The sequence below is a fragment of the Nocardia sp. alder85J genome (genome assembly GCF_020176955.2).
Classification (GTDB): Bacteria; Actinomycetota; Actinomycetes; order Mycobacteriales; family Mycobacteriaceae; genus Nocardia.
In genome coordinates this window covers 238,134-260,571 of sequence record NZ_JAIUCZ020000006.1, presented here as the reverse complement: position 1 = coordinate 260,571, position 22,438 = coordinate 238,134, and the positions used below count along the sequence as shown (strand labels likewise).

24 protein-coding genes are annotated in these 22,438 nt (G+C 69.9%); 14 read left to right on the top strand and 10 right to left on the bottom strand.

What is annotated here, in order from left to right; translation table 11 throughout:
* Window positions 1-66 precede the first annotated feature (66 nt).
* The 4 genes from LBW94_RS24375 to LBW94_RS24360 form a co-directional block, all read right to left on the bottom strand.
* Window positions 67-2,337 carry a hypothetical protein gene (locus LBW94_RS24375; RefSeq protein WP_225059032.1) on the bottom strand — a complete coding sequence of 757 codons (2,271 nt, stop codon included), beginning with the start codon at window positions 2,335-2,337 and terminating at the stop codon, window positions 67-69.
* Between the two features lie 6 nt (window positions 2,338-2,343).
* Complete coding sequence (locus LBW94_RS24370) at window positions 2,344-2,655, bottom strand: hypothetical protein (protein ID WP_225059033.1); 312 nt, start codon at window positions 2,653-2,655, stop codon at window positions 2,344-2,346.
* Window positions 2,656-2,920: 265 nt separating this feature from the next.
* A complete protein-coding gene (locus tag LBW94_RS24365; protein WP_225059034.1) occupies window positions 2,921-3,622 on the bottom strand; it encodes a TetR/AcrR family transcriptional regulator C-terminal domain-containing protein in 702 nt (233 codons plus the stop codon).
* 25 nt (window positions 3,623-3,647) lie between these two features.
* Window positions 3,648-4,709: a dihydrodipicolinate reductase gene (locus tag LBW94_RS24360; RefSeq protein ID WP_225059035.1), complete on the bottom strand. Its 1,062-nt coding sequence runs from the start codon at window positions 4,707-4,709 to the stop codon at window positions 3,648-3,650.
* A gap of 184 nt (window positions 4,710-4,893) precedes the next feature.
* Here LBW94_RS24360 and LBW94_RS24355 point away from each other — a divergent pair, with 184 nt between their 5' ends.
* The 6 genes from LBW94_RS24355 to LBW94_RS24330 all read left to right on the top strand — a co-directional run bounded on the left by LBW94_RS24355 (window position 4,894) and on the right by LBW94_RS24330 (window position 8,361).
* Entirely contained in the window at window positions 4,894-5,574 is a 681-nt protein-coding gene (locus LBW94_RS24355; protein ID WP_225059036.1) for a hypothetical protein, read from the top strand.
* A 119-nt stretch (window positions 5,575-5,693) separates the two neighbouring features.
* Window positions 5,694-6,125, top strand: coding sequence for an SRPBCC domain-containing protein (locus tag LBW94_RS24350; RefSeq protein WP_225059037.1), 432 nt, complete (start codon window positions 5,694-5,696; stop codon window positions 6,123-6,125).
* Window positions 6,115-6,480, top strand: a complete 366-nt coding sequence (locus tag LBW94_RS24345; protein WP_225059038.1) for an ArsR/SmtB family transcription factor — start codon at window positions 6,115-6,117, stop codon at window positions 6,478-6,480. The genes LBW94_RS24350 and LBW94_RS24345 overlap by 11 nt, the downstream gene beginning before the upstream one ends.
* Window positions 6,477-7,247 carry a DUF899 domain-containing protein gene (locus LBW94_RS24340; protein WP_225059039.1) on the top strand — a complete coding sequence of 257 codons (771 nt, stop codon included), beginning with the start codon at window positions 6,477-6,479 and terminating at the stop codon, window positions 7,245-7,247. The genes LBW94_RS24345 and LBW94_RS24340 overlap by 4 nt, the downstream gene beginning before the upstream one ends.
* Window positions 7,248-7,486: 239 nt before the next feature.
* Window positions 7,487-7,987 carry a MarR family winged helix-turn-helix transcriptional regulator gene (locus LBW94_RS24335; RefSeq protein WP_225059040.1) on the top strand — a complete coding sequence of 167 codons (501 nt, stop codon included), beginning with the start codon at window positions 7,487-7,489 and terminating at the stop codon, window positions 7,985-7,987.
* The gene (locus LBW94_RS24330; RefSeq protein WP_225059041.1) at window positions 7,984-8,361 is read left to right on the top strand and encodes a DUF5313 family protein; all 378 of its coding nucleotides are present in this window, start codon (window positions 7,984-7,986) and stop codon (window positions 8,359-8,361) included. The genes LBW94_RS24335 and LBW94_RS24330 overlap by 4 nt, the downstream gene beginning before the upstream one ends.
* A gap of 3 nt (window positions 8,362-8,364) precedes the next feature.
* Here LBW94_RS24330 and LBW94_RS24325 read toward each other — a convergent pair whose 3' ends face one another.
* The gene (locus LBW94_RS24325) at window positions 8,365-9,339 is read right to left on the bottom strand and encodes a sigma-70 family RNA polymerase sigma factor (protein ID WP_225059042.1); all 975 of its coding nucleotides are present in this window, start codon (window positions 9,337-9,339) and stop codon (window positions 8,365-8,367) included.
* 154 nt (window positions 9,340-9,493) lie between these two features.
* Here LBW94_RS24325 and LBW94_RS24320 point away from each other — a divergent pair, with 154 nt between their 5' ends.
* The 3 genes from LBW94_RS24320 (at window position 9,494) to LBW94_RS24310 (ending at window position 13,139) form a co-directional block, all read left to right on the top strand.
* The gene (locus tag LBW94_RS24320) at window positions 9,494-10,078 is read left to right on the top strand and encodes a dihydrofolate reductase family protein (RefSeq protein WP_225059043.1); all 585 of its coding nucleotides are present in this window, start codon (window positions 9,494-9,496) and stop codon (window positions 10,076-10,078) included.
* A gap of 127 nt (window positions 10,079-10,205) precedes the next feature.
* A complete protein-coding gene (locus tag LBW94_RS24315; protein ID WP_225059044.1) occupies window positions 10,206-10,616 on the top strand; it encodes a VOC family protein in 411 nt (136 codons plus the stop codon).
* A 132-nt stretch (window positions 10,617-10,748) separates the two neighbouring features.
* Window positions 10,749-13,139, top strand: a complete 2,391-nt coding sequence (locus LBW94_RS24310; protein ID WP_225059045.1) for an ATP-binding cassette domain-containing protein — start codon at window positions 10,749-10,751, stop codon at window positions 13,137-13,139.
* 189 nt (window positions 13,140-13,328) lie between these two features.
* Here the strand turns inward: LBW94_RS24310 and LBW94_RS24305 are convergent, their stop codons facing one another.
* On the bottom strand, window positions 13,329-13,766 hold the full coding sequence (locus LBW94_RS24305) for a hypothetical protein (RefSeq protein WP_225059046.1): 438 nt from the start codon (window positions 13,764-13,766) through the stop codon (window positions 13,329-13,331).
* A 120-nt stretch (window positions 13,767-13,886) separates the two neighbouring features.
* Here LBW94_RS24305 and LBW94_RS24300 point away from each other — a divergent pair, with 120 nt between their 5' ends.
* Together LBW94_RS24300 and msrA are read left to right on the top strand one after the other, a co-directional pair.
* Window positions 13,887-14,624: an enoyl-CoA hydratase/isomerase family protein gene (locus LBW94_RS24300; RefSeq protein ID WP_323137916.1), complete on the top strand. Its 738-nt coding sequence runs from the start codon at window positions 13,887-13,889 to the stop codon at window positions 14,622-14,624.
* A gap of 91 nt (window positions 14,625-14,715) precedes the next feature.
* A complete protein-coding gene (gene msrA, locus LBW94_RS24295) occupies window positions 14,716-15,234 on the top strand; it encodes a peptide-methionine (S)-S-oxide reductase MsrA (protein ID WP_225059048.1) in 519 nt (172 codons plus the stop codon).
* 25 nt (window positions 15,235-15,259) lie between these two features.
* Here msrA and LBW94_RS24290 read toward each other — a convergent pair whose 3' ends face one another.
* Together LBW94_RS24290 and LBW94_RS24285 are read right to left on the bottom strand one after the other, a co-directional pair.
* On the bottom strand, window positions 15,260-16,567 hold the full coding sequence (locus LBW94_RS24290) for an aspartate aminotransferase family protein (RefSeq protein WP_225059049.1): 1,308 nt from the start codon (window positions 16,565-16,567) through the stop codon (window positions 15,260-15,262).
* 133 nt (window positions 16,568-16,700) lie between these two features.
* On the bottom strand, window positions 16,701-17,411 hold the full coding sequence (locus tag LBW94_RS24285; RefSeq protein WP_225059050.1) for a GntR family transcriptional regulator: 711 nt from the start codon (window positions 17,409-17,411) through the stop codon (window positions 16,701-16,703).
* Between the two features lie 408 nt (window positions 17,412-17,819).
* Here LBW94_RS24285 and LBW94_RS24280 point away from each other — a divergent pair, with 408 nt between their 5' ends.
* The 3 genes from LBW94_RS24280 to LBW94_RS24270 are packed head-to-tail and all read left to right on the top strand — an operon-like array spanning window position 17,820 to window position 20,611.
* On the top strand, window positions 17,820-18,251 hold the full coding sequence (locus LBW94_RS24280) for a GAF domain-containing protein (protein ID WP_225059051.1): 432 nt from the start codon (window positions 17,820-17,822) through the stop codon (window positions 18,249-18,251).
* Window positions 18,252-18,267: 16 nt separating this feature from the next.
* Window positions 18,268-19,698 (top strand): NCS1 family nucleobase:cation symporter-1, encoded by a 1,431-nt coding sequence (locus tag LBW94_RS24275; RefSeq protein ID WP_225059052.1) that lies wholly within the window; start codon window positions 18,268-18,270, stop codon window positions 19,696-19,698.
* Window positions 19,691-20,611, top strand: coding sequence for a polysaccharide deacetylase family protein (locus tag LBW94_RS24270; RefSeq protein ID WP_225059053.1), 921 nt, complete (start codon window positions 19,691-19,693; stop codon window positions 20,609-20,611). Before LBW94_RS24275 ends, LBW94_RS24270 begins: the two co-directional genes overlap by 8 nt.
* Window positions 20,612-20,619: 8 nt before the next feature.
* Here the strand turns inward: LBW94_RS24270 and LBW94_RS24265 are convergent, their stop codons facing one another.
* Complete coding sequence (locus LBW94_RS24265; protein WP_225059054.1) at window positions 20,620-20,886, bottom strand: hypothetical protein; 267 nt, start codon at window positions 20,884-20,886, stop codon at window positions 20,620-20,622.
* A gap of 256 nt (window positions 20,887-21,142) precedes the next feature.
* A complete protein-coding gene (locus LBW94_RS24260; protein ID WP_225059055.1) occupies window positions 21,143-22,411 on the bottom strand; it encodes an acyl-CoA dehydrogenase family protein in 1,269 nt (422 codons plus the stop codon).
* Window positions 22,412-22,438 lie beyond the last annotated feature (27 nt).

The following is a 22,438-nucleotide window of genomic DNA, read 5'->3' as shown; positions in this document are numbered from 1 at the left end:
CCACGCGAGGTACGCAGTGCCGCAACGCCGGGCGCGACCATCACGGCCGCGCCCGGCTGTGAGTCCTCACCGGGGCGGCCGGGTCGTGAGATCCGGTCTGCCGGGGTTCTCGGTCAGGAGATCGTCACCGGTCCGGCCGGTGTTGTAATTCGTGGCGAAGCTGCCGAAGAGGGTGTCGCCGGGGTCGAGGCGGGTGTGGAACCGGTCGATGAAGGCGTCCGGGTCGTCTCGGGCCGCATTCCAGTCCCGCAGCAGGTTCCGGCCGGAGGCATGATCGTCGAAGTGCGCGAACACGTCCGGGTGCGAGTGCGCGAAACCGGTGGCGAGGCTGTATTCCCGCTCCAGGGTGCTCTTGCCGGTGAGGATCTGCGTCTGCTTCTTCAGTTCGGCGGTGAAGGCATCGTCGGGCAGTGGGTGCGCCGGGTCGCCCGGGACGTTCAGGCCGCCGATCTTGAACCAGGCGTCCGCGCTGGTGGCGAGTGGTCCCGCGATGGCTCCCACGCCGGGCAGCGCACTGAACCAGCCCGCGGCGGCATCGGCGAGCCCGGATTTCTCGTTGTAGCTCGCGGTGTACTCCCACAACTGGGCGGCGCTCGCGGCCTGGAGTTGTTGCTGGAAGCCGTCGTTCATCGCGCGGCCGAGCTGCCCGCAGCGCAGGCCGAGGGACGGGGCCAGCTCGGGGTGCCGCCCGGCCTGGTAGGCCAGGTGGTCGGCCCACTGCGAGCCGGCGGTGTTGACGACTCGCGCCGCCTGCGGATCCGAGTCCAGGACGGCGAACAGTTTCGACAGCGTGCCGACGGTGTCGACGGCGTGCGCGCTGTGGTTGAGGAGCACGCTGTCCGGCGCGCCGGCGAAGTTTCCCAGATAGGGGCGCATCGCCTCGGCGAGCGTCCGGGTGAGGCCGGGATTGATCCGGCCCAGTCCGGCGGTGCCGTGGCCGGGCAGATTCGCCGCGAGCTGATCGGCGTTGCGGGTCAGCAGGTGTGCGAGACCGTCGGCGGTGCGCCCGGCGAGGCCGCCGACGGCGGGGTCCGGATCGCCCGCGTCGGCGCCGATCCACCGGAACAGCGCCTCCACGCGATGGGAGGTGGCCGGCCACCGATGGCCGAGCAGTGCGAACACCTGGTCACCGGTGCCGTGCCGGGCCCCTGGCGGAAAGGCCGCTGCCATACCGTGTCCGGTGAGGAAGTCGGAGATCGCGCGGTGATCGCCGGCGACCACGCCGAGCAGGCGATCGGCGGTGGTGTCCACATGCCGGAACCACGGGTCGTCGTGGTGCGCGTCGGCGATCCGCAGGATGTCGGCGGTCTGTTTCAGGATGCCGCGATCCAGGTCGGAGCCGGATCGCAGGGCCGGATCGCCGCGGCCGACGAGATCGCACAGCGTCGCGAAACTCTGCTCGTCGACCCAGTCGCCACCGAGCGAGCTGTGCCGGGGATCGTCGACCAGCAGATCACGGACCCGTTCGGGAAGCTGTGCCATCCCCCCTCGATCGCCGTCGCCGCGGATCCGCGGATTCGACGCGAGCTGGAGGGCGTCGGCCAGCGCGGTACGCACCCGCACGGCCGCGCCGGCGGGCAGAGCCGCACCGAGACCGGCGATTTCGGGCACCGTGCGGTCGTCCTGCGCGCGCAGCAGGCCCCGCAGATAGCCGAACTGCGGTGCCGGGAGCTCGACGCCGTCCCCGCGCCGCAGCGCGGCCAGCTGGTCCGGGCGCAGGGCGGCGGCGGCGCATATCCGGGCCGATTGCTGTTCGGTGGCAACGCCGTTCGCGACGGCGGCCAGATCGGTGGCCGCCACCTCGCCGGGATCGCGAGCGCCCCCGTCGGTGAATCGGATCAGCGGCGAATCGAGGGCGGTGCGCAATTCGTCGCGGCGGCGGTCCAGATCGTCGCGCACCCGCCGATCCGCAGCCGCGACAGCCCTTGCCGCATCGTGCAATTCGGCTTGCAGGTCCGGTAGGTGCCGGGCGTCGGCGGGGCCGGTCAGGGTGAGATCGGGTGCGACGGCGTAGCCGCGGATACCGGCCTCCAGCAGGGCCCCGCGGGCCCGGCGCAGCGGTGCGCCGATCTCGTCGGATCCGCGCTCGGTCCGGTCGGCCAGTGCCGAAACCTGTTCGGCCAGTGCGTATATCGACTTCCGGTCGGCGCTCGCGCGCTCGTGCGCGGTCTCGGCGCACCGCCCCTGCCAGAATTCGCCGTCGACGCGGGTGACGGCCGCGACGTAGGCGTCGGACAGCTCCTCCAGTCGGCGCCCGAACGTCCGCCAGGCGGCAGCGGTCGCGGTGAGCGTCGCCGGATCGCAATCGTGGATCCAGGCCCGCAGATCGGCTCCCATGCCGCCTCAGGCCCGCTGATCGAGGGACCGCCGGTACTCGTCGAGGATCGCTGCCGCATTGCTCTCGTCCGCGGCCACGAATTCCCGCGACACATGGCCCATCACGTCGGCGACCTGCTCCAGGTGCGCCCGCACCGCCGGGATCAGCGTGCCCACCAGCACATCCCGCTCGATCGCGGCGGCGGTGGCCGCCGACAACAGCGCCCGCCCCGGCTCCGCGCCCGGAATCGGCCGCAGCTCCGCCGTCACCGCGGCCAACTCGCGGACCGCCGCGCCGAGCCTGCCCAGAACCTCCAGATCCACCTGCAATGTGGCCATGTGCGCTCCCCGAACGGATCACGACGTCAGCAATGAGAACGCCCACCCTAGCATCGTCACAGCTATCGGTCCGGCGCCGCGAAATCCTCGCACGCGCCCGCCGCGGATCCAGGTTCGCACGGCCCAGCGGGTTCGCCCGGCCCGACGACCGTCCATGAGCCGGGCGGTCGCCGCTGCGCGGTCACGACCCGGCCGCCGAGCGCGCTCGGGCCGTGCCCGTCGCGTCGAAGCGGCCCGGACCGGATCTCGGGCGCCGCGGCGGGTCTCAGTCGCCCGCGGCCAGTCGCCGTTCCAGGCCCGCGATGATCAGTTCGACGTCGAAGCGGAACTGCTCGTCCGGGCGGTGTGCCGAACGGCGATCGGCGGCCAGCCGCCGCAGCAGGGGGAACCGTTGCGGCGGGCCGGTTTCCAGCGCGTGCGCGACGTTCTCGGCCTGCGGGTCGGTGCGGCCGGCGGCGACGGCGGTCGTCTCGCGGGCCGCGGAGTGGGCGACGCCGGACACCAGGGTGATGGCCCGGCCGGCGTCGTCCACGCCGAGGCCCGCGGTGACCAGGGATTCGAGGATCCGCTCGATCACCGCGAGCACCGTGGTATCGGTGACGCCGTCGAACCGCACATAGGAGATGAGCACACCGACGCGGGTGAACGCCTCCTTCATCGCCGTCGCGCAGGAGCGCAGCACCTGCCGCCAGTCGGCGTGCGCGGGCAGGTCGACGCGGCGGAACTCGGATTCGAAGGCGTCCAGCGCGACCAGTTCGAGCAGGCCGTCCCGATCGCTGACGTAGTAGTTCAGCGCCTTGCGGTCGACTCCGAGCGCGTCGGCGACGGCCTGCATGGTGAGCTTCTCCGGGGCCAGCGTCCGGGCGGCCGCGACGATCAGGTCCCGATTGATCTTGCTGGGCCGGCCCCGGCCCCGGGGGCCGTCGACCGCCTCCGGGCCGGTGCCGAGTCGATGTCCGCCGCTCACCCGCTCAGCCTACGGACCGTACGGTTCAGCGCTGCCGCAGGATTCCGCGTGGCAGCGGCAGCGGCAGGTCGGCGTAGGTCGCGATGCCCGGCGCGGCGGTCACCACCGCCGGAATGGCGTGGATCGGCGGCAGCGCCGTCAGGACGTGGCCGAGCACCATGAAATCGGCGATGCTCTGGGCCTGGAAGTCCGGCGGCGGGAGGAAGCCGACGGTCGTGGTCACCGTCGGCAGGCCGGCGATGGTGATCTTCCAGCCGTCGCCGTCGAGCTTCCAATCCGGTTCCAGCGTCTGGCCCTTGCGCCAGCGGAAGTTGAGGTCGATCACCGTCTCGCCGCCGGCGACGCCCTGCCAGCTGATGAATGTGCCGGCGACACAGCCCTTTCCGATGGTCCACGAGCCGAGATCGAGATCGGCCGTGGTCTGGGCGAATTCGGCCACGCAGCGGACCTCGTCCAGTTCGACGCCGAGCGCGTCGGCCACCAGGTGCACCGCCTCGGCGAAGACCGCGGTGCCCGTCGCGGCCGCCTCCTGCAGGCCCGGATCGTCGATCGGCCGGCCGAAGCCCACCGGCTTCTCGGTCTCGGGGGAGTCGTAGAAGGTGGTGTCGGCGGATTCGGCGATGGTGACCTTGTCGATCCGGTTGCAGGCGTTGGCCGAGACGATCGCCAGCAGTTCGGCGAAGCCGGGGCTGCTGCCGGAGCCGAAGATGGTCGCCCCGCCGAACCGGCACGCCTGCTGGATCCGCTCCCGGTCCGGCCCCAGGTTGTGGCCGGTGATGAAGGCCGCGGTGGTGACGACATTGGCCCCGGAGGACAGGATCCGGACCAGTTCGTCGACGTTCGACCACATCGGGTTGTAGACGACACAGTCCGGTTTCAGCGCCAGCAGCGCGTCGACGTCGTCGGTGGCGGCGACCCCGACCGGCTCGCCCCCGGCCAGTTCGCCCACGTCGCGGCCGACCTTGTCCGGCGACCAGGCGAAGCAGCCGATCAGCTCGATGTCCGGATGCGCGGCCAGCGCCTGCACGGAACTCTTGCCGACGTTGCCGGTCGTCCACTGCACGACGCGATAGGGGGTCGATGGCATCGAAAACCTCGTTCACTTCCGGTCCGGCTGTGCTCCGGTGCCTGCCGGTTCGGCTTCCTGCTTACACCTGCCGCGGAACCGGGCGCGGGCGTTTCGGTAAATTTTTCCCGATAGGTGAATAATATGCCGGGTGGTCGCCGAGCCGTTGCGGCATCCTGTCGGTCGCCGCCGCTAATCTGCGGGGATGGTCAGACCGGAGTCGGCACTGCGCCGCGTCACGCGCGAACTGGAGAAGCTGTTGCAGCCGTACGGGTTCCACGGCGGCGAACCCGCCTGGGTGCGGCCGGAGCCCGGCGGCCTGGCCTGCGTCGGGCGCACCCGCACGTTCCGGACCTGGCGGGCCGGGCAGCAGGTACTGGAATTCGGACTGACCCTGGGCGCCACCCCGACCGCGTGGTGGGAGTTCTGCAACTGGCGCAACGCGCAGCGGGATCTGCCGCCCACGCCGTTCGAGCAGGCCACCGGTCCCGGCCTGCTCACCGACGACGGCCTGGCCGCCGAGCTCACCGGCCTGTGGTCGGTGCGGCTGGATCAGGAGCAGGGCGGGCAGCACGTGCTCCAGGCCGATATCGACGCGATCCGCGCCGAGCTACCCCGGCGGGTGCACGCCTATGCCCGTCGCGCCCTACGCCTGCTGGAACCCGGCCGCTATCTGGACGAACTGCTCGCCGCCCCCGAGCCCCGGCCCGGCGCCTGGGAGGAGGCGATCGCGATCCTGCTCGCCGATCACGGCCCGAGCCCGCACCTCGACGAGGCTTTCGACCGGTTGCGCCGCTGTTTCGCGGATCCGGACGCCGCGGCCTACGCCGAACAGGTGATCGGCTACGCGCGGGACCGGGCGGGCCTCGTCGGCGCGGCCGGCTGACCGTATCGCTCGCGAATCCCGGCTCGGCACCGGCCGTTCGACCGTCCAGGGCTCGTTGACGCAACCCATCGGTTGCAATAGTATCGCAACCGCATGGTTGCTACTCGCTGGAGGTTGTCATGGGTTTTCCCGATCGGATCGAGCGGACCGTGGAGCTGGCGCATCCGCCGGCCGCGGTGTGGACGGCGCTGACCACGGCCGAGGGGCTGGGTACCTGGTTCGGCGATGAGGCGGAGATCGAGCTGCGGCCCGGCGGGCCCGCCCGGGTGGCCTGGAAGGAGGGCTTCGCCGTGCGGATGCGGGTGGAGCGGGTGGAGGAGCCGCGGGTGTTCGGCTACACCTGGCAGATCGCCGGGCTGGCCGACGACGATCCGCGGCGGACCTATGTGGAGTTCACCCTCGAACCGGTCGCCGCGGGCACCCGGTTGACGGTCGTGGAATCCGGGTTCGCACAGTTGCCCGAGGGCGAGTACGAGAAGGCCCACGATTCCAACACCCAGGGCTGGCGGCAGGAACTCGGCAAGCTGGCCGCCCATCTCGATGCGGCCTGACGCCGAGGCCATCGCCGAACAGGTCTTCGTCGCCCTGGCCGACCCCAGCCGCCGCGCGATCCTCGGCTCGCTCGCGGCCGAGGGTCCTTCCACGGCAACGGATCTGGCGGCCCGGCTGCCGATCTCCCGACAGGCGATCACCAAGCACCTCACGCTGTTGTCCGAGGCGGGTCTGGTGATCGCGGAGCCGGGGGAGCGGCGCCGGGTCCGGTACCGGGTGCACTCCGCGCCGATGCAAGTGGCGCAACAATTCCTGGCCGCGCTGGCGCGCGACTGGGACGGCCCGCTCGGGGCGTTGCGGAACCATCTCGACCGAGCGCGGCCATCGGCTCAACATCAGGAGGAACGACCGTGAACACTTCTCGGATCGTCGACCGGCCCGCATGGGAGGCGGCGCGAATGCAGTTGCTGGACAAGGAGAAGGAGATGACCCGGGCCCGGGACGCGCTGGCCGCCGAGCGCCGGCGTATGCCGTGGCTGGCGATCGAGAAGCCGTACGTGTTCCAGGGGCCCGAAGGTACGGTGAGCCTGCCGGACCTGTTCCAGGGCCGGCGGCAGCTGATCGTCTACCGGGCCTTCTTCGAACCGGGCGTGTTCGGGTGGCCGGAGCATCCGTGCCGCGGCTGCTCGATGATCGCCGATCAGGTGGCCCATGTCGCGCACCTCAACGCGCGCGACACCACTCTGGTATTCGCTTCGCGCGCACCGCAATCGGATATCGAGCGGGTGAAGGGCCGGATGGGGTGGACCATGCCGTGGTACACCCTCACCGACGAGTTCGACGCCGACTTCGGGGTCGACGAATGGCACGGCACCAACGCGTTCATCCACGACGGCGGCACCGTGTACCGCACCTATTTCGTCAACAGCCGCGGCGACGAGGCCATGGGCGGGACCTGGGACTACCTCGACATCACCGCGCTCGGGCGGCAGGAGAGCTGGGAGGATTCGCCCGCGGGCTATCCGCAGACCCCGCCGTACGAATGGTGGAACTGGCACGACGAGTACACCACCGCCGAGCCGCCCGCCTCGGGATGGATGGATCAGATCACCGGCGCCGCCGACACCGGCATCACCCCGCGCGAGCAGCCCACCGACTGCTGCGCGCATCCGGCGAACTGATCGGCTCGGCCGAACGAGTCCGGTAGTGGGAAGGGGCTCGTTCGGCCGGCCGCGTCGTGGTCGCACCGCCGAGATATCAACGGCGACAGGGTGCTCGGTGCCACGGTCGGGCCCGGTGCGGGTGCCGGCGGACCGGGCGGGCCGTCGCCGCATCGGCCGATCCACGACTCTGGTGGGCGCTAATAGTTTGTGCGTTAACTATTAGTGCGGTACCGTGTTGTGGACGACGGGAGGTGCGGATGGACGGCGACGATCCGCTGCGGCTGGAGCAGCAGGTGTGTTTCGCGCTGGCGGTGGCCAATCGGTCGGTGCTGGCGGCGTACCGGCCGCTGCTGGAGCCGATGGGGCTCACGCACCCGCAATATCTGGTCATGCTGGCGCTGTGGGGTGAGGCGCCGATGTCGGTCAAGGCCATCGCCGAGGCGATCCAGCTGGATTCCCCGACGCTGTCCCCGCTGCTGAAGCGCCTGGAATCCGCGGGATACCTCACGCGGCAACGTGATCCGCGCGACGAGCGCACCCTGATGATCGATCTCACCGCCGCGGGCCGCGCGTTGCGGCACCAGGCGGAACGGATTCCGCCCGCCGTGGTGGCGCGGCTCGGGGTGGGCGTCGCCGATCTCGAGGAACTGCGCGAGGTGCTCACCCGCGTCAACCAGGCGGCATTGCGCGCCGCCGCCGACCGCGAAACCGCCGGGGCCGTGGAACTTCCGGTGTCGCACACCCAGGAGTGGAGATGACTGGTCCGATCCCGACCCCGATGCAGCGGATGCGTTACGTCCTCGGGGCCACGCTGCCACCGTCGATGTCGGAATGGGTCGTCCGCGACCTGACCGGCCCCGGCGCCGCCCGCCGCTACCTGCTCCGGTTCATGGTGCCGGTGCTGCCGGTGCTGTGCCTGTTCCTGCTGGTCCCCGGCCCGCTCTGGATGGGTCTGGCGATGATGGCGCTGCTGTACATCCCGCTGATCTACTTCACCATCGCGCTGATGTACGTGTACCGCCGCGCCCGCCTGGTGAAGCACGGCCTGGACCCGGCCCTGGCCGACGCCGGCGAGCGGCAGCGCGCCGCGGCCGAGCGCGCCGCCTACGAGCTGCGGCACGGCCGCGGCTGACCGTCACCGGTTCGGCAACGAGCGCGGCAGCCCGAACCAGGCCAGCGCGGAGTTCTCGAAGCGGGTCATCGCGCTGATCCGATCACCGGACAGCGTCAGCACGTACAGCCCGGTGCCGTGGCCGAGGCCGTCGGCCCCGCGCAGGTAGGTGCCGAAGGCGGGCTGACCGTTGGCGCGGGTCGGCACCAGATCGAATCTGCGCCCCCCGGCCAGGATCGCGGCGCAGAAACGAGCGGCGACCTCGCGGCCCTCGTATTCCAGCGGCATCGGCGGCATCGAGATGAACACGTCGTCGGTGAGCAACTCCACCAGGGCGGTCAGATCGGCGGCCGTCCAGGCTCGGGTGAACGCCGCGACGATCGCGCGCTCGGCGGGCGAGTCCGGCGGTGGCGGATCGGATTCCCGCAGCCGTTGCCGCAGCCCGGCACGGGCGCGTTTCAGCGCGCTGTGCACGGAATCCACGGTGGCATCCAGCATGTCGGCGACCTCGGCGGCCTGGAAGTCGAGCACGTCGCGCAGGATCAGCACCGCGACCTGGCGGGGCGGCAGCAACTGGAGAGCGGTCACGAAGGCCAGCGACACGGCCTCGCGCTGCTCGTACCCGGCCTCCGGTCCCGCCAGCATCGTGTCGGGAAACGGTTGCAGCCAGACGATTTCGCCGAGCCCGGTCGGCTCCGGCGGTTCGACCTGCGGGATGTCCCACTGCTTGGCGGGCCGGCGGCTCGCGGTGCGCCGGAGGTTCAGGCACCGGTTGGTGGCGATCCGGTAGAGCCAGGTGCGCACCGAGGCGCGCTCCTGGAATCCGTCCAGCGCCTGCCACGCCGCCAGCAGCGTGTCCTGCAACGCGTCCTCCGCGTCCTGGAAGGACCCGAGCATGCGATAGCAGTGCACCTGGAGTTCCCGCCGGAACGGCTGCGTCAACTGCCGGAACGCGTCGCCGTCACCGGCCCGTGCCCGTGCCATCAGTTCGCCGGTCATCACCTGTGCGTCACCTCTTCCACCTCGTCGGTCCCCGTCCGCGATATGGACACCGGGCGCGGCCCGAATCGGTCGGTCCCGTGCCGACCAGTTCTCCGGCTCCCCGGTTTCTACCCCGTCGTAGGCCGACCACAACGATGAAGGAGAGATCGGCATGGGCACGATCGTCGTCAGCGAGAACATCACCCTCGACGGGGTGGTGCAGGACCCGACCGGTGAGGAGGGCTTCACCCTCGGTGGCTGGTTCAACCATTTCACCGGAGCCGACCGGGAACAGTGGTCCGCGATCGAACACGAGGAGGCTCGCAACGCGGCGGCGCTGCTGCTGGGCCGGCGCACCTACGAGTGGTTCGCGACCCGATGGGCGCCGCGACCGGGCGACTGGGCCGACCGGTTGCGGGCGCTGCCCAAGTACGTGGTGGCCTCCGCGGCCCTCGACGGGCCCGACTGGAACCAGGTGGAGGTGGTGAAAGGTGATGTGGTGGAGGAGGTTTCGGCCCTGAAGGCGAGGGTCGACGGGGAGGTCGTGGTCTACGGCAGCCGCCTGCTGGTGCAGGCGCTGCTGGCACACGACCTCGTCGACGAACTGCGGCTGACCACCTTCCCGTACCTGCTCGGGTCCGGCGCGCGGCTGTTCGACGAGATCGGGCCCGCGATGCGGCCGCTGAACCTCGTCGCGTCCCGCGCGATCGGGACGACCCTCGCGCTGCGCACCTATCGGCCGGTGCGGGACGCCTGACGGGTTCCCGGGCCGGCGAGCGGGGCCGGTGCGCCGCATCGGCCCCGCTCGTGAGCCGACCCGGGCGTCCGGAACCGATCAGGAATCGAGAAGCACAGGTCGGACGGTCGCGCCTAGCGTGATCCGCATGGACATCACGATCGCATCGACCTTCCTCCCGCACGACGACCCGCAGGCCACGCTGGCCTTCTACCGGGATCTGCTCGGCTTCGAGGTACGCAACGACGTCGGTTACAACGGCATGCACTGGATCACCGTCGGCCCGGCGGGGCAGCCCGGCACCTCGATCGTGCTGTACCCGCCGGCCGCCGATCCGGGCGTCACCGAGGCCGAGCGCGGCACCATCACCGAGATGATGGCCAAGGGCACCTACGCGCGCATCACCCTGGCCGTGCCGGACCTCGACGACGCCTTCGACCGGTTGCAGGCCGGCGGCGCCGACGTGGTGCAGGAGCCGACCGAGCAGCCGTACGGGGTGCGCGACGCCGCCTTCCGCGATCCGGCGGGCAACCTGATCCGGATCAACGAGCTGAACTGATCCCGGTCGGCCGATCATGGCTGTGACCTGCGCGGACATCCTCATCGAACCGAGGGTGTCCGGGCCACGGCCTATGGTGGGTGCCGAATGGATCGAGCCCGAGTGCTGCCTGAAGAGACAGATGGAGAGATGATGAGCCCGGCCACCACGGCGAAGACCGCGCGGTCCGCTTCCCACGTCGCCGACAGTCACGACCTCATCCGCGTGCACGGTGCGCGGGTGAACAACCTCGCCGACGTCAGCATCGAGATCCCGAAGCGCCGGTTGACGGTCTTCACCGGCGTATCCGGCTCGGGTAAGAGCTCACTGGTGTTCGGCACCATCGCCGCGGAGTCGCAGCGGCTGATCAACGAGACCTACAGCGCCTTCGTGCAGGGTTTCATGCCGACGCTGGCCCGGCCCGACGTCGACGTGCTGGAGGGGCTGACCACGGCCATCATCGTCGATCAGCAGCGGATGGGTGCGGACCCGCGCTCCACCGTCGGCACCGCCACCGACGCCAACGCGATGCTGCGAATCCTGTTCAGCCGGTTGGGGACACCGCACATCGGTTCGTCGCAGGCGTTCTCGTTCAACGTCGCCTCGATCAGCGGGGCGGGTGCGGTCACACTGGAGAAGAACGGCGAAAAGGTCCGGGAGCGGCGCAGTTTCAGCATCACCGGCGGCATGTGCCCGCGCTGCGAGGGCCGCGGTGCGGTCACCGACATCGACCTGACCCAGCTCTACGACGATTCGAAGTCGTTGAACGAGGGCGCGATCACCGTCCCCGGCTACACCTCCGGCGGCTGGAACGCGCGGCTGTACCGGGAGTCGGGCCTGGTCGACCCGGACAAGCCGATTCGCAAGTACACCAAGAAGGAACTGCACGCCTTCCTGCGGCAGGAGCCGACCCGGATGAAGATCGCCGGGATCAACATGACCTACGAGGGGCTGATCCCGCGCATCGAACGGTCGATGCTCGCCAAGGACAAGGAGGGCATGCAGCCGCACATCCGGGCCTTCGTGGAGCGCGCGGTCACCTTCACCACCTGCCCCGAGTGCGACGGCACCCGGCTGAGCGAGGCGGCGCGGTCCTCGAAGATCGAGGGCATCAGCATCGCCGACGCGTGCGCGATGCAGATCAGCGATCTGGCCGCCTGGGTGCGCGGGCTCGGCGAGCCGTCGGTGGCGCCGCTGCTGGAGACGCTACGCGGCACGCTCGACTCGTTCGTCGAGATCGGCCTCGGCTACCTGTCGCTGGACCGGCCCGCGGGCACGCTGTCCGGCGGTGAGGCGCAGCGGGTGAAGATGGTCGGCCACCTCGGCTCCTCGCTCACCGACGTCACCTACGTGTTCGACGAGCCCACCACCGGCCTGCACCCGCACGACATCGAGCGGATGAACGAACTGCTGCTGCGGTTGCGGGACAAGGGCAACACGGTGCTGGTGGTGGAGCACAAGCCGGAGACCATCGTGATCGCCGACCACATCGTCGATCTCGGCCCCGGGGCGGGCAGCGCGGGCGGCACGGTCTGCTTCGAGGGCAGCGTGGACGGGCTGCGGTCCAGCGGCACCATCACCGGCCGGCACTTCGACGACCGGGCCGCGCTGCGGAAATCGGTGCGGAAGGCGAAGGGCGCGTTGGAGATCCGCGGCGCCACCACACACAATCTGCGGGCCGTGGACGTCGACATCCCGCTCGGGGTGCTGTGTGTCGTCACCGGCGTGGCGGGCTCGGGCAAGAGTTCGCTGGTACACGGTTCGGTGCCCGGCGGGGCCGGGGTGGTCTCGGTGGACCAGAGCCCGATCCGGGGCTCACGGCGTAGCAATCCGGCCACCTACACCGGCCTGCTGGAGCCGATCCGCAAGGCGTTCGCGAAGGCCAACGGGGTGAAACCGGCGCTGTTCAGCGCCAATTCGGAGGGTGCCTGCCCCACCTGCAACGGCGCCGGGGTCATCTACACCGATCTGGCGATGATGGCCGGGGTGGCGACCACCTGCGAGGAGTGCGAGGGCAAGCGGTTCCAGGCCGCGGTGCTGGACTACCACTTCGGCGGGTGCGACATCAGCGAGGTGCTCGCCATGTCGGTCGACGAGGCCGTCGAATTCTTCGCCGAGGGTGAGGCGCGCACCCCCGCCGCGCACGCGATCCTGGTGCGGCTGGCCGATGTCGGGCTCGGTTACCTGCGGCTGGGCCAGCCGCTGACCACGCTGTCCGGCGGCGAGCGGCAGCGGCTCAAGCTGGCCACCCACATGTCGGACAAGGGTGGCGTCTACGTTCTCGACGAGCCGACCACCGGCCTGCACCTGGCCGATGTCGAGCAGCTGCTGGGCCTGCTGGACCGGCTGGTCGACTCCGGCAAGTCGGTGATCGTGGTCGAGCACCACCAGGCGGTCATGGCGCACGCCGACTGGATCATCGACCTGGGCCCCGGCGCGGGCCACGACGGCGGCCGGATCGTCTTCGAAGGCACCCCCGCCGATCTGGTCGCCGCCCGCTCGACCCTCACCGGCGAACATCTCGCGGCCTACATCGGCGCCTGACCCGGGCGTCCGCCGATCCAGCCGGTGATCTCCGCGGCGACCGCCGGGTCCAGGTGCCCGGCGGTCCGGTAGGAGGCGGGAGTGGAGGCCGGTCCCGGGAGAGAAGAAGTAGTGGTCGTCGTTGTCGTACACACGGACGAGAACCTGTGGCCGCCCGGCCGATCCGGCTCGGCACCGCCCTGTCCGTGCTCAGCCGGTGTGCGGCGCCACGCGTATCGCCCGGACCCCGGCGACGCCGATCGCGATATCCGCCACTATCTCGAAAATCGCTGCGAACCAGGAGAATCCGGTGACATTCGCAGCCGCCGGGGGACGGATGAAGCTGTCGCTCAACGGGCCGAACCAGTCGGGAAGAAGATGTACCACGAAAAAGCCGACGGCACTGGCGAATCCGACGACGACCGCGGCGATCGGCGCGTACCGGTGCCTGCCGAACACCAGCGCGACGACGGCCACCGCCAGTGCGAACTGGATCGTGCCGAGGGCCATCACCAGGCCGGACACCGTGTTCATGCCGCGTCGCAGATGATCGGCGCCGTGCACGAGCAGCGCGATCGCGAAGACGACCGTGACCGCTCGCAGGGTGGTGGTGGCGGAGTGCTGCTGCCGGGTGACCGCGTCGGCCATGTGCGTCCCTTCCGGTCGCGCCAATGTCTACGACAAATCGTAGTAGATATGGGGGCCGGTATCCGGAATGTGTGCAAGAACGTTATTCTTAATGTCGAGATCAAGGTTCTCGTCGGCAGGATGGGTATGGGTGCGGTTTCCGAGGTAACGGTCCAGCGGCAAGGTGCGGTCGCGGTGGTGACCCTCGATCGGCCGACGCGCCGCAACGGCGTCACGATCGGCATGTGCGAGCAGTTGTACGACGCGCTGCGCGCCATCGCGGCCGGTGACGCACGGGTGGTGGTGCTGCGCGGCGCCGGTGGCGATTTCTCCGTCGGAGCGGATCTGGGCGGCGGGCACGACACGGAACAGGCGACGCTGCAACGGCTCGGCCCCAGCTACCACGCGGCGACGCTGCTGCACACGATGCCGCAGATCACCATCGCCGCGATCGACGGCGGCTGCGCCGGGGCGGCGATGGGCTGGGCCTGCGCCTGCGATTTCCGCTGGTCCTCCACGCGGGCCCGGTTCCGCACCGCCTTCCTCGATGTCGGGGTGTCCGGCGACATGGGGCTGGCGTGGTCGCTGACACGGGCCGTCGGCGGCGGCCGCGCCCGTGAACTGTTGTTGTTCCCCGAGAAGTTCACCGCGGCGCAGGCGCGGGAGCAGGGGCTGGTCACCCGGCTGTTCGATCCGGAGACCCTGCACGAGGAAGTACTCGCGCTGGCCGGCGCGCTGGCGGAACGTCCGGCGTTCGTGCTGCGGATGATGAAGGCCAACATCCTGTCGGCGGAAACCCTGGCCCTGGCCGAGTACGTCGACATCGAATCCGCGCGGCATCTGCACACGGTGACCGACTCCCCGCTGTGGGACCGATGACCGAACTGTGACGGCGGGCGTGACCGGAACTTTCCCGGCCCCCCGGCGGTTGTAGAAAGAGTCGTTGAGACGTGCTCGTGAAGGAGGAAGCGTGACCGAAACGCGGACGGCGATCCTGGCCGGTGGGTGCTTCTGGGGTGTGCAGGAGTTGCTCCGGAAGCAGCCCGGAGTGGTGTCGACACAGGTCGGCTACACCGGTGGCCGCAACGATCACCCCACCTACCGAAACCACCCGGGCCATGCGGAGGCCGTGGAGATCACCTACGACCCGGCGCGGACCGATTATCGGGCGCTGCTCGAGTTCTTCTTCCAGATCCACGATCCGACCACGAAGAACCGGCAGGGCAACGACATCGGTACCAGCTACCGCTCGGAGATCTTCTACCTCGACGAGGAGCAGAAGCGAGTGGCGCTGGAGACCATCGCCGATGTCGAGGCGTCGGGCCTGTGGCCGGGCAAGGTGGTCACCGAGGTGAGCCCGGCGGTGCCGTTCTGGCCGGCCGAGGCCGAGCACCAGGACTACCTGCAGCGCTACCCGGACGGCTACACCTGCCACTTCCCGCGGCCGGGCTGGAAGCTGCCGCACCGGCAGGCCACCGCACAGTCGTGAGTGACCGGGCGCGGTCGCCGCAGTGTCAGCCGGCGGCCTCGCCCAGCGCCTTGTCCAGGATCGAGAGACCGAGGGCGAGTTCGTCCTCGGTCGCGGTCAGCGGCGGCGCGATGCGGAACACCCCGCCCATGCCGGGCAACTGCACGATGTTCATGTGCAGGCCGAGCTCCAGGCAGCGCCGGGTCACCAGCGCGCCGAGTTCGTCGGCGCCCCGGCCGGCTCCGGGCTCGGCGACCAGTTCCAGCCCGAGCAGCAGGCCGCGGCCGCGCACGTCGCCGACCACCGGATGCCGTGCGGCGAGCTGATCCAGGCCGGTGCGCAGGAATGCGCCGAGCACGGTGGCGCGTTCGTCGAGCCGATCCCGCCGCAACACGTCCAGCACGGTGTTGCCGACCGCCGCCACCAGCGGATCGGAGACGTGGGTGGTGAAGAACAGATAGCCGAGATCGTGTGCCCGCTGCTCGATCTCGGCGCTGGTGATCACCGCCGCCAGCGGCAGACCCGCACCCAGCGTCTTCGACAGCGTGAGGATGTCGGGCACGATGCCGTCGCGTTCGAAGGCGTACCAGGATCCGGTGCGGCACAGGCCGGTCTGGGCCTCGTCGAGGATCAGCAGCATGCCGCGTTCCCGGCACTTCTCGTGCAGCGCGGCGAAATATCCGACGGGCGGCTCGAGTACGCCGCCGGAACTCAGGATCGGCTCCACCAGACAGGCGGCCAGGCTGCCGGTGGACTGCGCGTCGATCAGCTCGAAGCCGAAGTCCAGCTGCCGCTGCCAGTCGAGTTCGCCTGTCTCCGTGGCGAAGTCGGGCCGGAACGAATTCGGTGCGGGCAGTGCGAAATTGCCCGGCGCGGCCGGGCCGTATCCCTTGCGGCCCGCGCTGTAGGTGGCCCCCGCCGCGGCCTGGGTCATCCCGTGCCAGGACCGGGCGAACGAGACGATCTCGTGTTTCCCGGTGACCAGCTTGGCCATCCGGATCGCGGCCTCGTTGGATTCCGCGCCCGTGGTGAGCAGCAGCACCTTCGCCAGCGGCTCGGGCAGTGTCCCGGCCAGCCGCCGGGCCAGCTCCACCACCGGCCGGCTGAGCATCCCGCTGAACAGATGGTCGAGCTCGCCGACCTGCCGCCGCACGGTCTCGACGATCTCCGGATGTGCGTGCCCGAGAATCGCACTCATCTGCCCGGAGGTGAAATCCAGTATCTCCCGGCCACTTTCGGTGTACACGAAGCTGCCTGCGGCCCGGGTGATGATCTCCGGGGTGAAGTCACCGGCCCCGGCGTACCGCACCAGGTGCCTGCGGGCATCGGCCCAGAAGTCGTCGGCGATGGTCATATCCGCGACGCTACGGCCGGGGTGAGCGGGCTGTCCACCGAATGCCGCGGTCCGGTCCCGGCATCGGCCGACGCGGACCGTGTGTCGTCGGGCGTCTCGCCCGCACGCGATGGCCATGTCCGGTGGTGGCCGCTCATCCGGGCAGCCCGGCCAGAATCTCTCTGCGGGTGGCGCGCATGTGCGCTGCGGACAATTCGGCGGCGAGGTCCGGCTGTCCCGCCGTGACCGCCTCGGTGATGGCGGCGTGCTCGGTGACGATCCGGTCGTTCTCGCTGCCGTGCCGGAGCAGGAACTGCACCCGGCCGCGCAGCGGGGCCAGGACGTTGTCGAGCACCTCGTTGCCGGCCAGCCGCGAGATCTCCTCGTGCAGCGCCATATTGCACCCGTCGGAGATGGGCCGGCCGCCGGCGGCGAGCCGGGCCCGGCCCAGTTCGAGCACCTCGCGCAGGCGTTGCGCCCCGGCGGCGGTGATCTGTTCGGCGGCCTGCCGGGCCGCCAGCGCCTCGAGCGTCTCGCAGACGTCGAACAAGTGGGCCACCGAGGCCGGTTCCAGCGCCCGCACCCGGACCTGACGACCCTGCACGGTCACGTACCCCTCGGCCTCGAGCAGCCGGATCGCCTCCCGCACCGGCACCCGGGAGATGCCCAGCACACCGGCCAGATCCTGTTCGAACAGCCGCATACCGGGGGTGAGGCGCCCGATGGCGATCCAGTCGCGCAGCACGTCGCGCACCCGTTCCCGCAACGGCGGCATGCCGGGCCCGCACTGCCGCAGCATATTCTGCACCGGGGGCGGGACCGGGGGCAGTTGCGCATGCCCGGGAGCGGATGTCGGTGACGCCATGAATCAGTGGTAACACGTGCGTGCTAACTATTCGCGCCACCGATGTTTCGACCGTGTTTCCGGCTGCGTATACCTCGCGAAGTATACGTCGGAATTCGTTGACTTCGGACTCCTTCATTTCCAGACTATCGACATCGGAGTGATCGATCGAGGTGGAGGTGCGTATTTCATGAGAGGGACCGATGCCGGTCGGGACCGGCCCGGGTGCGAATTCGGCCACACTGCCGGGTGTGGTGCGCAGCTGTTGCCGGTGCACCGATCCGGTATCGCCGGGGAAAGTCGATCGGCTGTTTCCGGCGGATTTGCCGGAAATGGCGCACGGCCGTCTCCGATATCGAATTGTTCGCGGCCGCTCGCATGTACGCCGGAATGCGCGGGCCGCGCGGATGTATTCCGGGCGGCGGTCGCGTGACCGCCGCCGACTACTCCGATCGGTGCCGCCGGTTGCTGCGCGCCACCGGGGCCAGCCGGGTCACCCTGCGGCTGGCCGACGAGTCCGGCTTTCCGGCCCTGGTCGCCGAGGAGGCGGCTCCCGGCGTGCCGTCGATGCGGTCCGGCAGTCCGATCAATCCGGCCGACTATCCCACCTACCGCCATCTGGTCGAGACCGGTGATCTGCTGGTGCAGTCCGACACCCGGACCCATCCGATCCGGCCGCCGGCCTCGCTGATCGACGAGATGCGGGTCTACGCCCAGATATTGGCGCCGATCCGCCGCGACGGCCGGACCGTCGGCACCGTCTCCGTCCACATCCAGGACCACCCGCGCCATTTCACCGCCGCCGACGTCGCCGCGGTGCGGGATTTCCAGCAGTACGTCGAAGCCGGTCTGGCCGGCTGATATTCGAGGAGTCGTCATGTCCGAACCGCCGCCGATCAGTGCGCGACTGCACAATCCGGACCTCGCGCCGGCCACCACCCGGGACTGGAACGGATACAGCGTCTTCGCGTTGTGGATGTCGGTGCTGCACAACGTCGGCGCCTATACCTTCGCGATCGGATTCTTCTTCCGCGGCCTGAGCACCGCGACGGTGCTGGCCGCCATGGTCGTCGCCCTGGCGATCGTCTATGTGCTGATGAACCTCAGCGGCGCGATCGGGCAGCGCACCGGGGTGCCGTATCCGGTGGTGGCCCGGATCAGCTTCGGCGTCTTCGGCGCCAACCTGCCCGCGCTGGTGCGCGGCGTGCTGGCGGTGTTCTGGTACGGGGTGCAGACCTATCTGGGCTCGGTGGCCGTCTCGGCGCTGGTGCTGCGGCTGGCGCCGGGGCTGGCGTCGTGGAACAAGCCGCACGTGCTCGGCCTGTCGGCGCTGGGCTGGTGTTCGTTCATGCTGCTGTGGGCACTGCAATTGCTGGTGGTGCGGCACGGGATGGAAGCGGTCCGCAGATATCAGAACTGGGCCGGGCCCGCGGTCTACCTGGTGATGTTCGTACTGCTGGGCTGGGTGCTGGTGCGGACGGACTGGGCGCCCGGATTCCAGGTGCCGATCGAGCGGGTGCACGGTGGTTCGTCGGTGCTGGCGTTCGCGTCGATCGTGGCGCTGATCGTGTCGTTCTTCGGCACCTTCCTGCTCAACATCAGTGATTTCACCCGGTCCAGCCCGAGTCTGCGGTCCATGCGGCGGGCCAATCTCTGGGGGCTGCCGGTGAACTTCCTGGTCTTCGCGGTCACCGTCGCGGTCGTCACCACCGGCAGTGCGAAACTGTTCGGCAGCGCGATCACCGATCCGATCCAGCTGGTGCAACGGCTGGACAACACTCCGGTGATGATCGTCGCGACCATCGTGTTCACCGCCGCCACCGTCGGCGTGAACGTGGCCGCGAACGTGGTGTCGCCGGCCTTCGACTTCTCCAATATCGCGCCGCGGTACATCACCTTCGAACGCGGTGGGTTCATCGCCGCGATCGGTTCGATCCTGGTGTGCCCGTGGGCGTTGTACTCCAGTCCGGTGGTCGTGGACTACTTCGTCGGCGGGCTCGGCGCGCTGCTCGGCCCGCTGTTCGGGGTCATCGCCACCGACTATTACCTGGTGCGCCGCGGCGCGGTGGTGGTCGCGGACCTGTACACCGAGGGCGGGGGCCGCTACTGGTATCGGCGCGGGGTCAATCCGCGGGCCATGACGGCGGCCGCGATCGGCGCGGTCGTCGCGATCCCGGTCGCGCTGATTCCCGCCTGGCATCAGGCCGCCCCGTTCTCCTGGGCGCTGGGTGCGGCGCTGGCCGCCGCGGCCTATCTGGTGGCGAGCCGGGTGCGGACCACGACCGAACGAGAGGTTGTCCATGCGTGAGCAATCGGGACCGCGCCGGGATTTCGTCGGCTACGGGCGGGTGCCACCCCGGGTCGTCTGGCCGCAGGGTGCGCGGATCGCGGTCAGCCTGGTGATCAACTACGAGGCCGGAGCCGAGTACAGCTTCGCCGCCGGGGACGGCCGCCGGGAGGCGGTGGGGGAGTTCGGCGTTGCCATCAACCCCACCAAGCCCGGCATCCGGGATCTGTGCGTCGAGTCCAGCTTCGAATACGAGAGTCGTTCCGGCAGTTGGCGACTGGCCCGTCTGCTGGACGAGTACGGGCTGCCCGCCACCTTCAACTGCTGTGCCCGTGCGCTGCTGGAGAATCCGGAGATGGGCAAGTACATCGCCGATGCCGGGCACGAGCCGATGGCGCACGGCTGGCGCTGGGAGGAGCCCTGGCGGCTGACCCCGGCGGAGGAGCGCGAGCACATCGCGCGGGCCGTCGCCGACATCGAATCCGCGTGCGGGACAAGGCCGGTCGGCTGGCATTCGCGCTGCACCCCCTCGGTGCACACCCGGGAACTGGTGGCCGCCGAGGGCGGATTCCTGTACGATTCCGACGCCTACAACGACGATCTGCCCTATTTCACCGAGACCGGGGCGGGCACCCACCTGGTGGTGCCGTATTCACTGACCTTCAACGACATGCGGTTCGCCTTCCCCGGATACGCCGACCCCACCTCGTTCTTCCGGTATCTGGCAATGGGTTTCGACGATCTGTGGGACGAGGGCGCCACCCACCCCCGGATGATGACCATCGGGCTGCACGGCCGCTGGGCCGGGATGCCGGGCCGGGCGCGGGCGGTGCGCGACTTCCTGGACCACGCGCTCTCGCGCGGGGACGTGTGGTTCGCCCGGCGCGCCGACATCGCCCGGTGGTGGCTGGACCACCACCGGGAGTTCGCCTGAACCCGCGGTCACACGAGGTTGTCCGGCGAGGTCTCCTCCGGCGACACCGAGGTCTCCGGAGCAGGTGTGTTGTTCGGCGCCACGTTGGACATGCCCGGCTGTTGCGACAGGCCGTGCGGAATCACCGACGACGGGAGATTCGAGTTCAGCACTCCGGAGGAGGGGGCGTTGTCGGGAAAGATGTGCGTTCCCCGGGGGAAGGTGTCGTTGCCGGGCCGGGCCCGGTCGTTACCACCGCTCGGGTCACCCCCGCCGGGGCGGAACGGGCCGACCACGGTACATCCGCCGCCGTTGCACTGGGCGACCGTGGCCACGCCCGGGTGGACCAGGGAACCGGCTACCGGAAGGAGAACGAAGCTCGTCGCTGCGACGGCGAGGCAGCACCGTCGCAGTGCGGACGATATCTGTGCCATAGCTGTACACCCCTATCCAGGCGCGTCTGGCGGACGCGCCGTCGATAGCGAATAATCAGCGAATCTCCGCACCTGACGGTACGCGGGTATGTCCGGGTTTCCTACCCCTGGCGAGCGGCTACCGGTTCCCGCCGCGCGGGATCTCCCGGAACGGCACATTGCGATCGGGCAACTGTTCCCGAGGGAAACCGAGCACCCGTTCGCTGACCACGTTGCGGGCCATCTCCGTGGTACCGCCGCCGATACAGGCCACCTGCCGCATCAGGAAACTGTTGCCGGCCTCGGTGATTCCGCCGTCGTCCTCGGACCAGGCGGCGGCTTCGGCCCCCGCGATGTCGAATTTGATGGTGGCCGCGCGGGTTCCGGCGACGCCGCGGAACAGCCGGCCGATCGCGGCGGACTGGTCCGACATCCGGCCCGAGCGCATCCCGGAGGCGATCCGTTGCTGCAACGCGTCGCCGACGAGTTCCAGGATGCGGGCCTCACCGATCAGATCCCGCACCCGTGCATCGTCGAGAACGCCCGCGTCCCGGGCGATCTCGGCCGGGGAGGCGTCGGCCACGGTGTGCACCTGCCCCTGCGGGTAGGTCACGTACGGCGAGTTGAACAGGGTGCGCTCGTGGAACATCCAGCGCGTCACCACCGTCCAGCCGTCGTCGACCGCGCCGACCCGATCGGTGTCGGGCACCCGGACATCGGTGAGGAACTCCTGGCAGAAGTCCTTGGCGCCGTTGAGCATCTCGATCTGGTGCACATCGACGCCGGCCTGCTGGATCGGCATGATGAACACCGTCAGGCCACGGTGTTTCGGTGCGTCCCAGTTGGTCCGGGCCAGGCACAGCGCCCAGTCCGACCACCAGGCGCCGGTGGTCCACACCTTGGAGCCGTTGATGACCCAGTCGTCGCCGTCACGGACGGCGGTGGTCAGCGCGCCCGCGACGTCCGAGCCACCGGACGGCTCGGAGAGGAACTGCATCCAGATCTCCTCGCCGCGCAGCATCGCCGGGATGTGCCGCTGCTTCTGCTCCTCGGTACCGAAGTCGAGAAGTACTGCGGCACAAGGGCACAGCGTCGGAATCTGGAACCGGGTGGCGCATTCGAACCCGGCGAGCTCCTCGTTGAACGCCCGCTGATGGGCGCCGGTCAGCCCCAGCCCGCCGTACCGGCGGGGAATGGCGATGCCCGCGAATCCGGCGTCGTAGAACTTGCGCTGCAACTGCCGGTCGTAGGCGACGGCCGCCAATTCCTCTTCCGCCGGAACACTTCTCAGACCCATCGCGGTCTCGTGCGAGAACGGGCCGAGGTTACCGCGGATCCAGTCCCGCGCCCGCGCCCGGAAACTCTCGACGTCCTCGCCGACAGCGACATCAGAGACATCGACGCTCATGCTGATTCCTTTCCGGGCAGGTGCGGG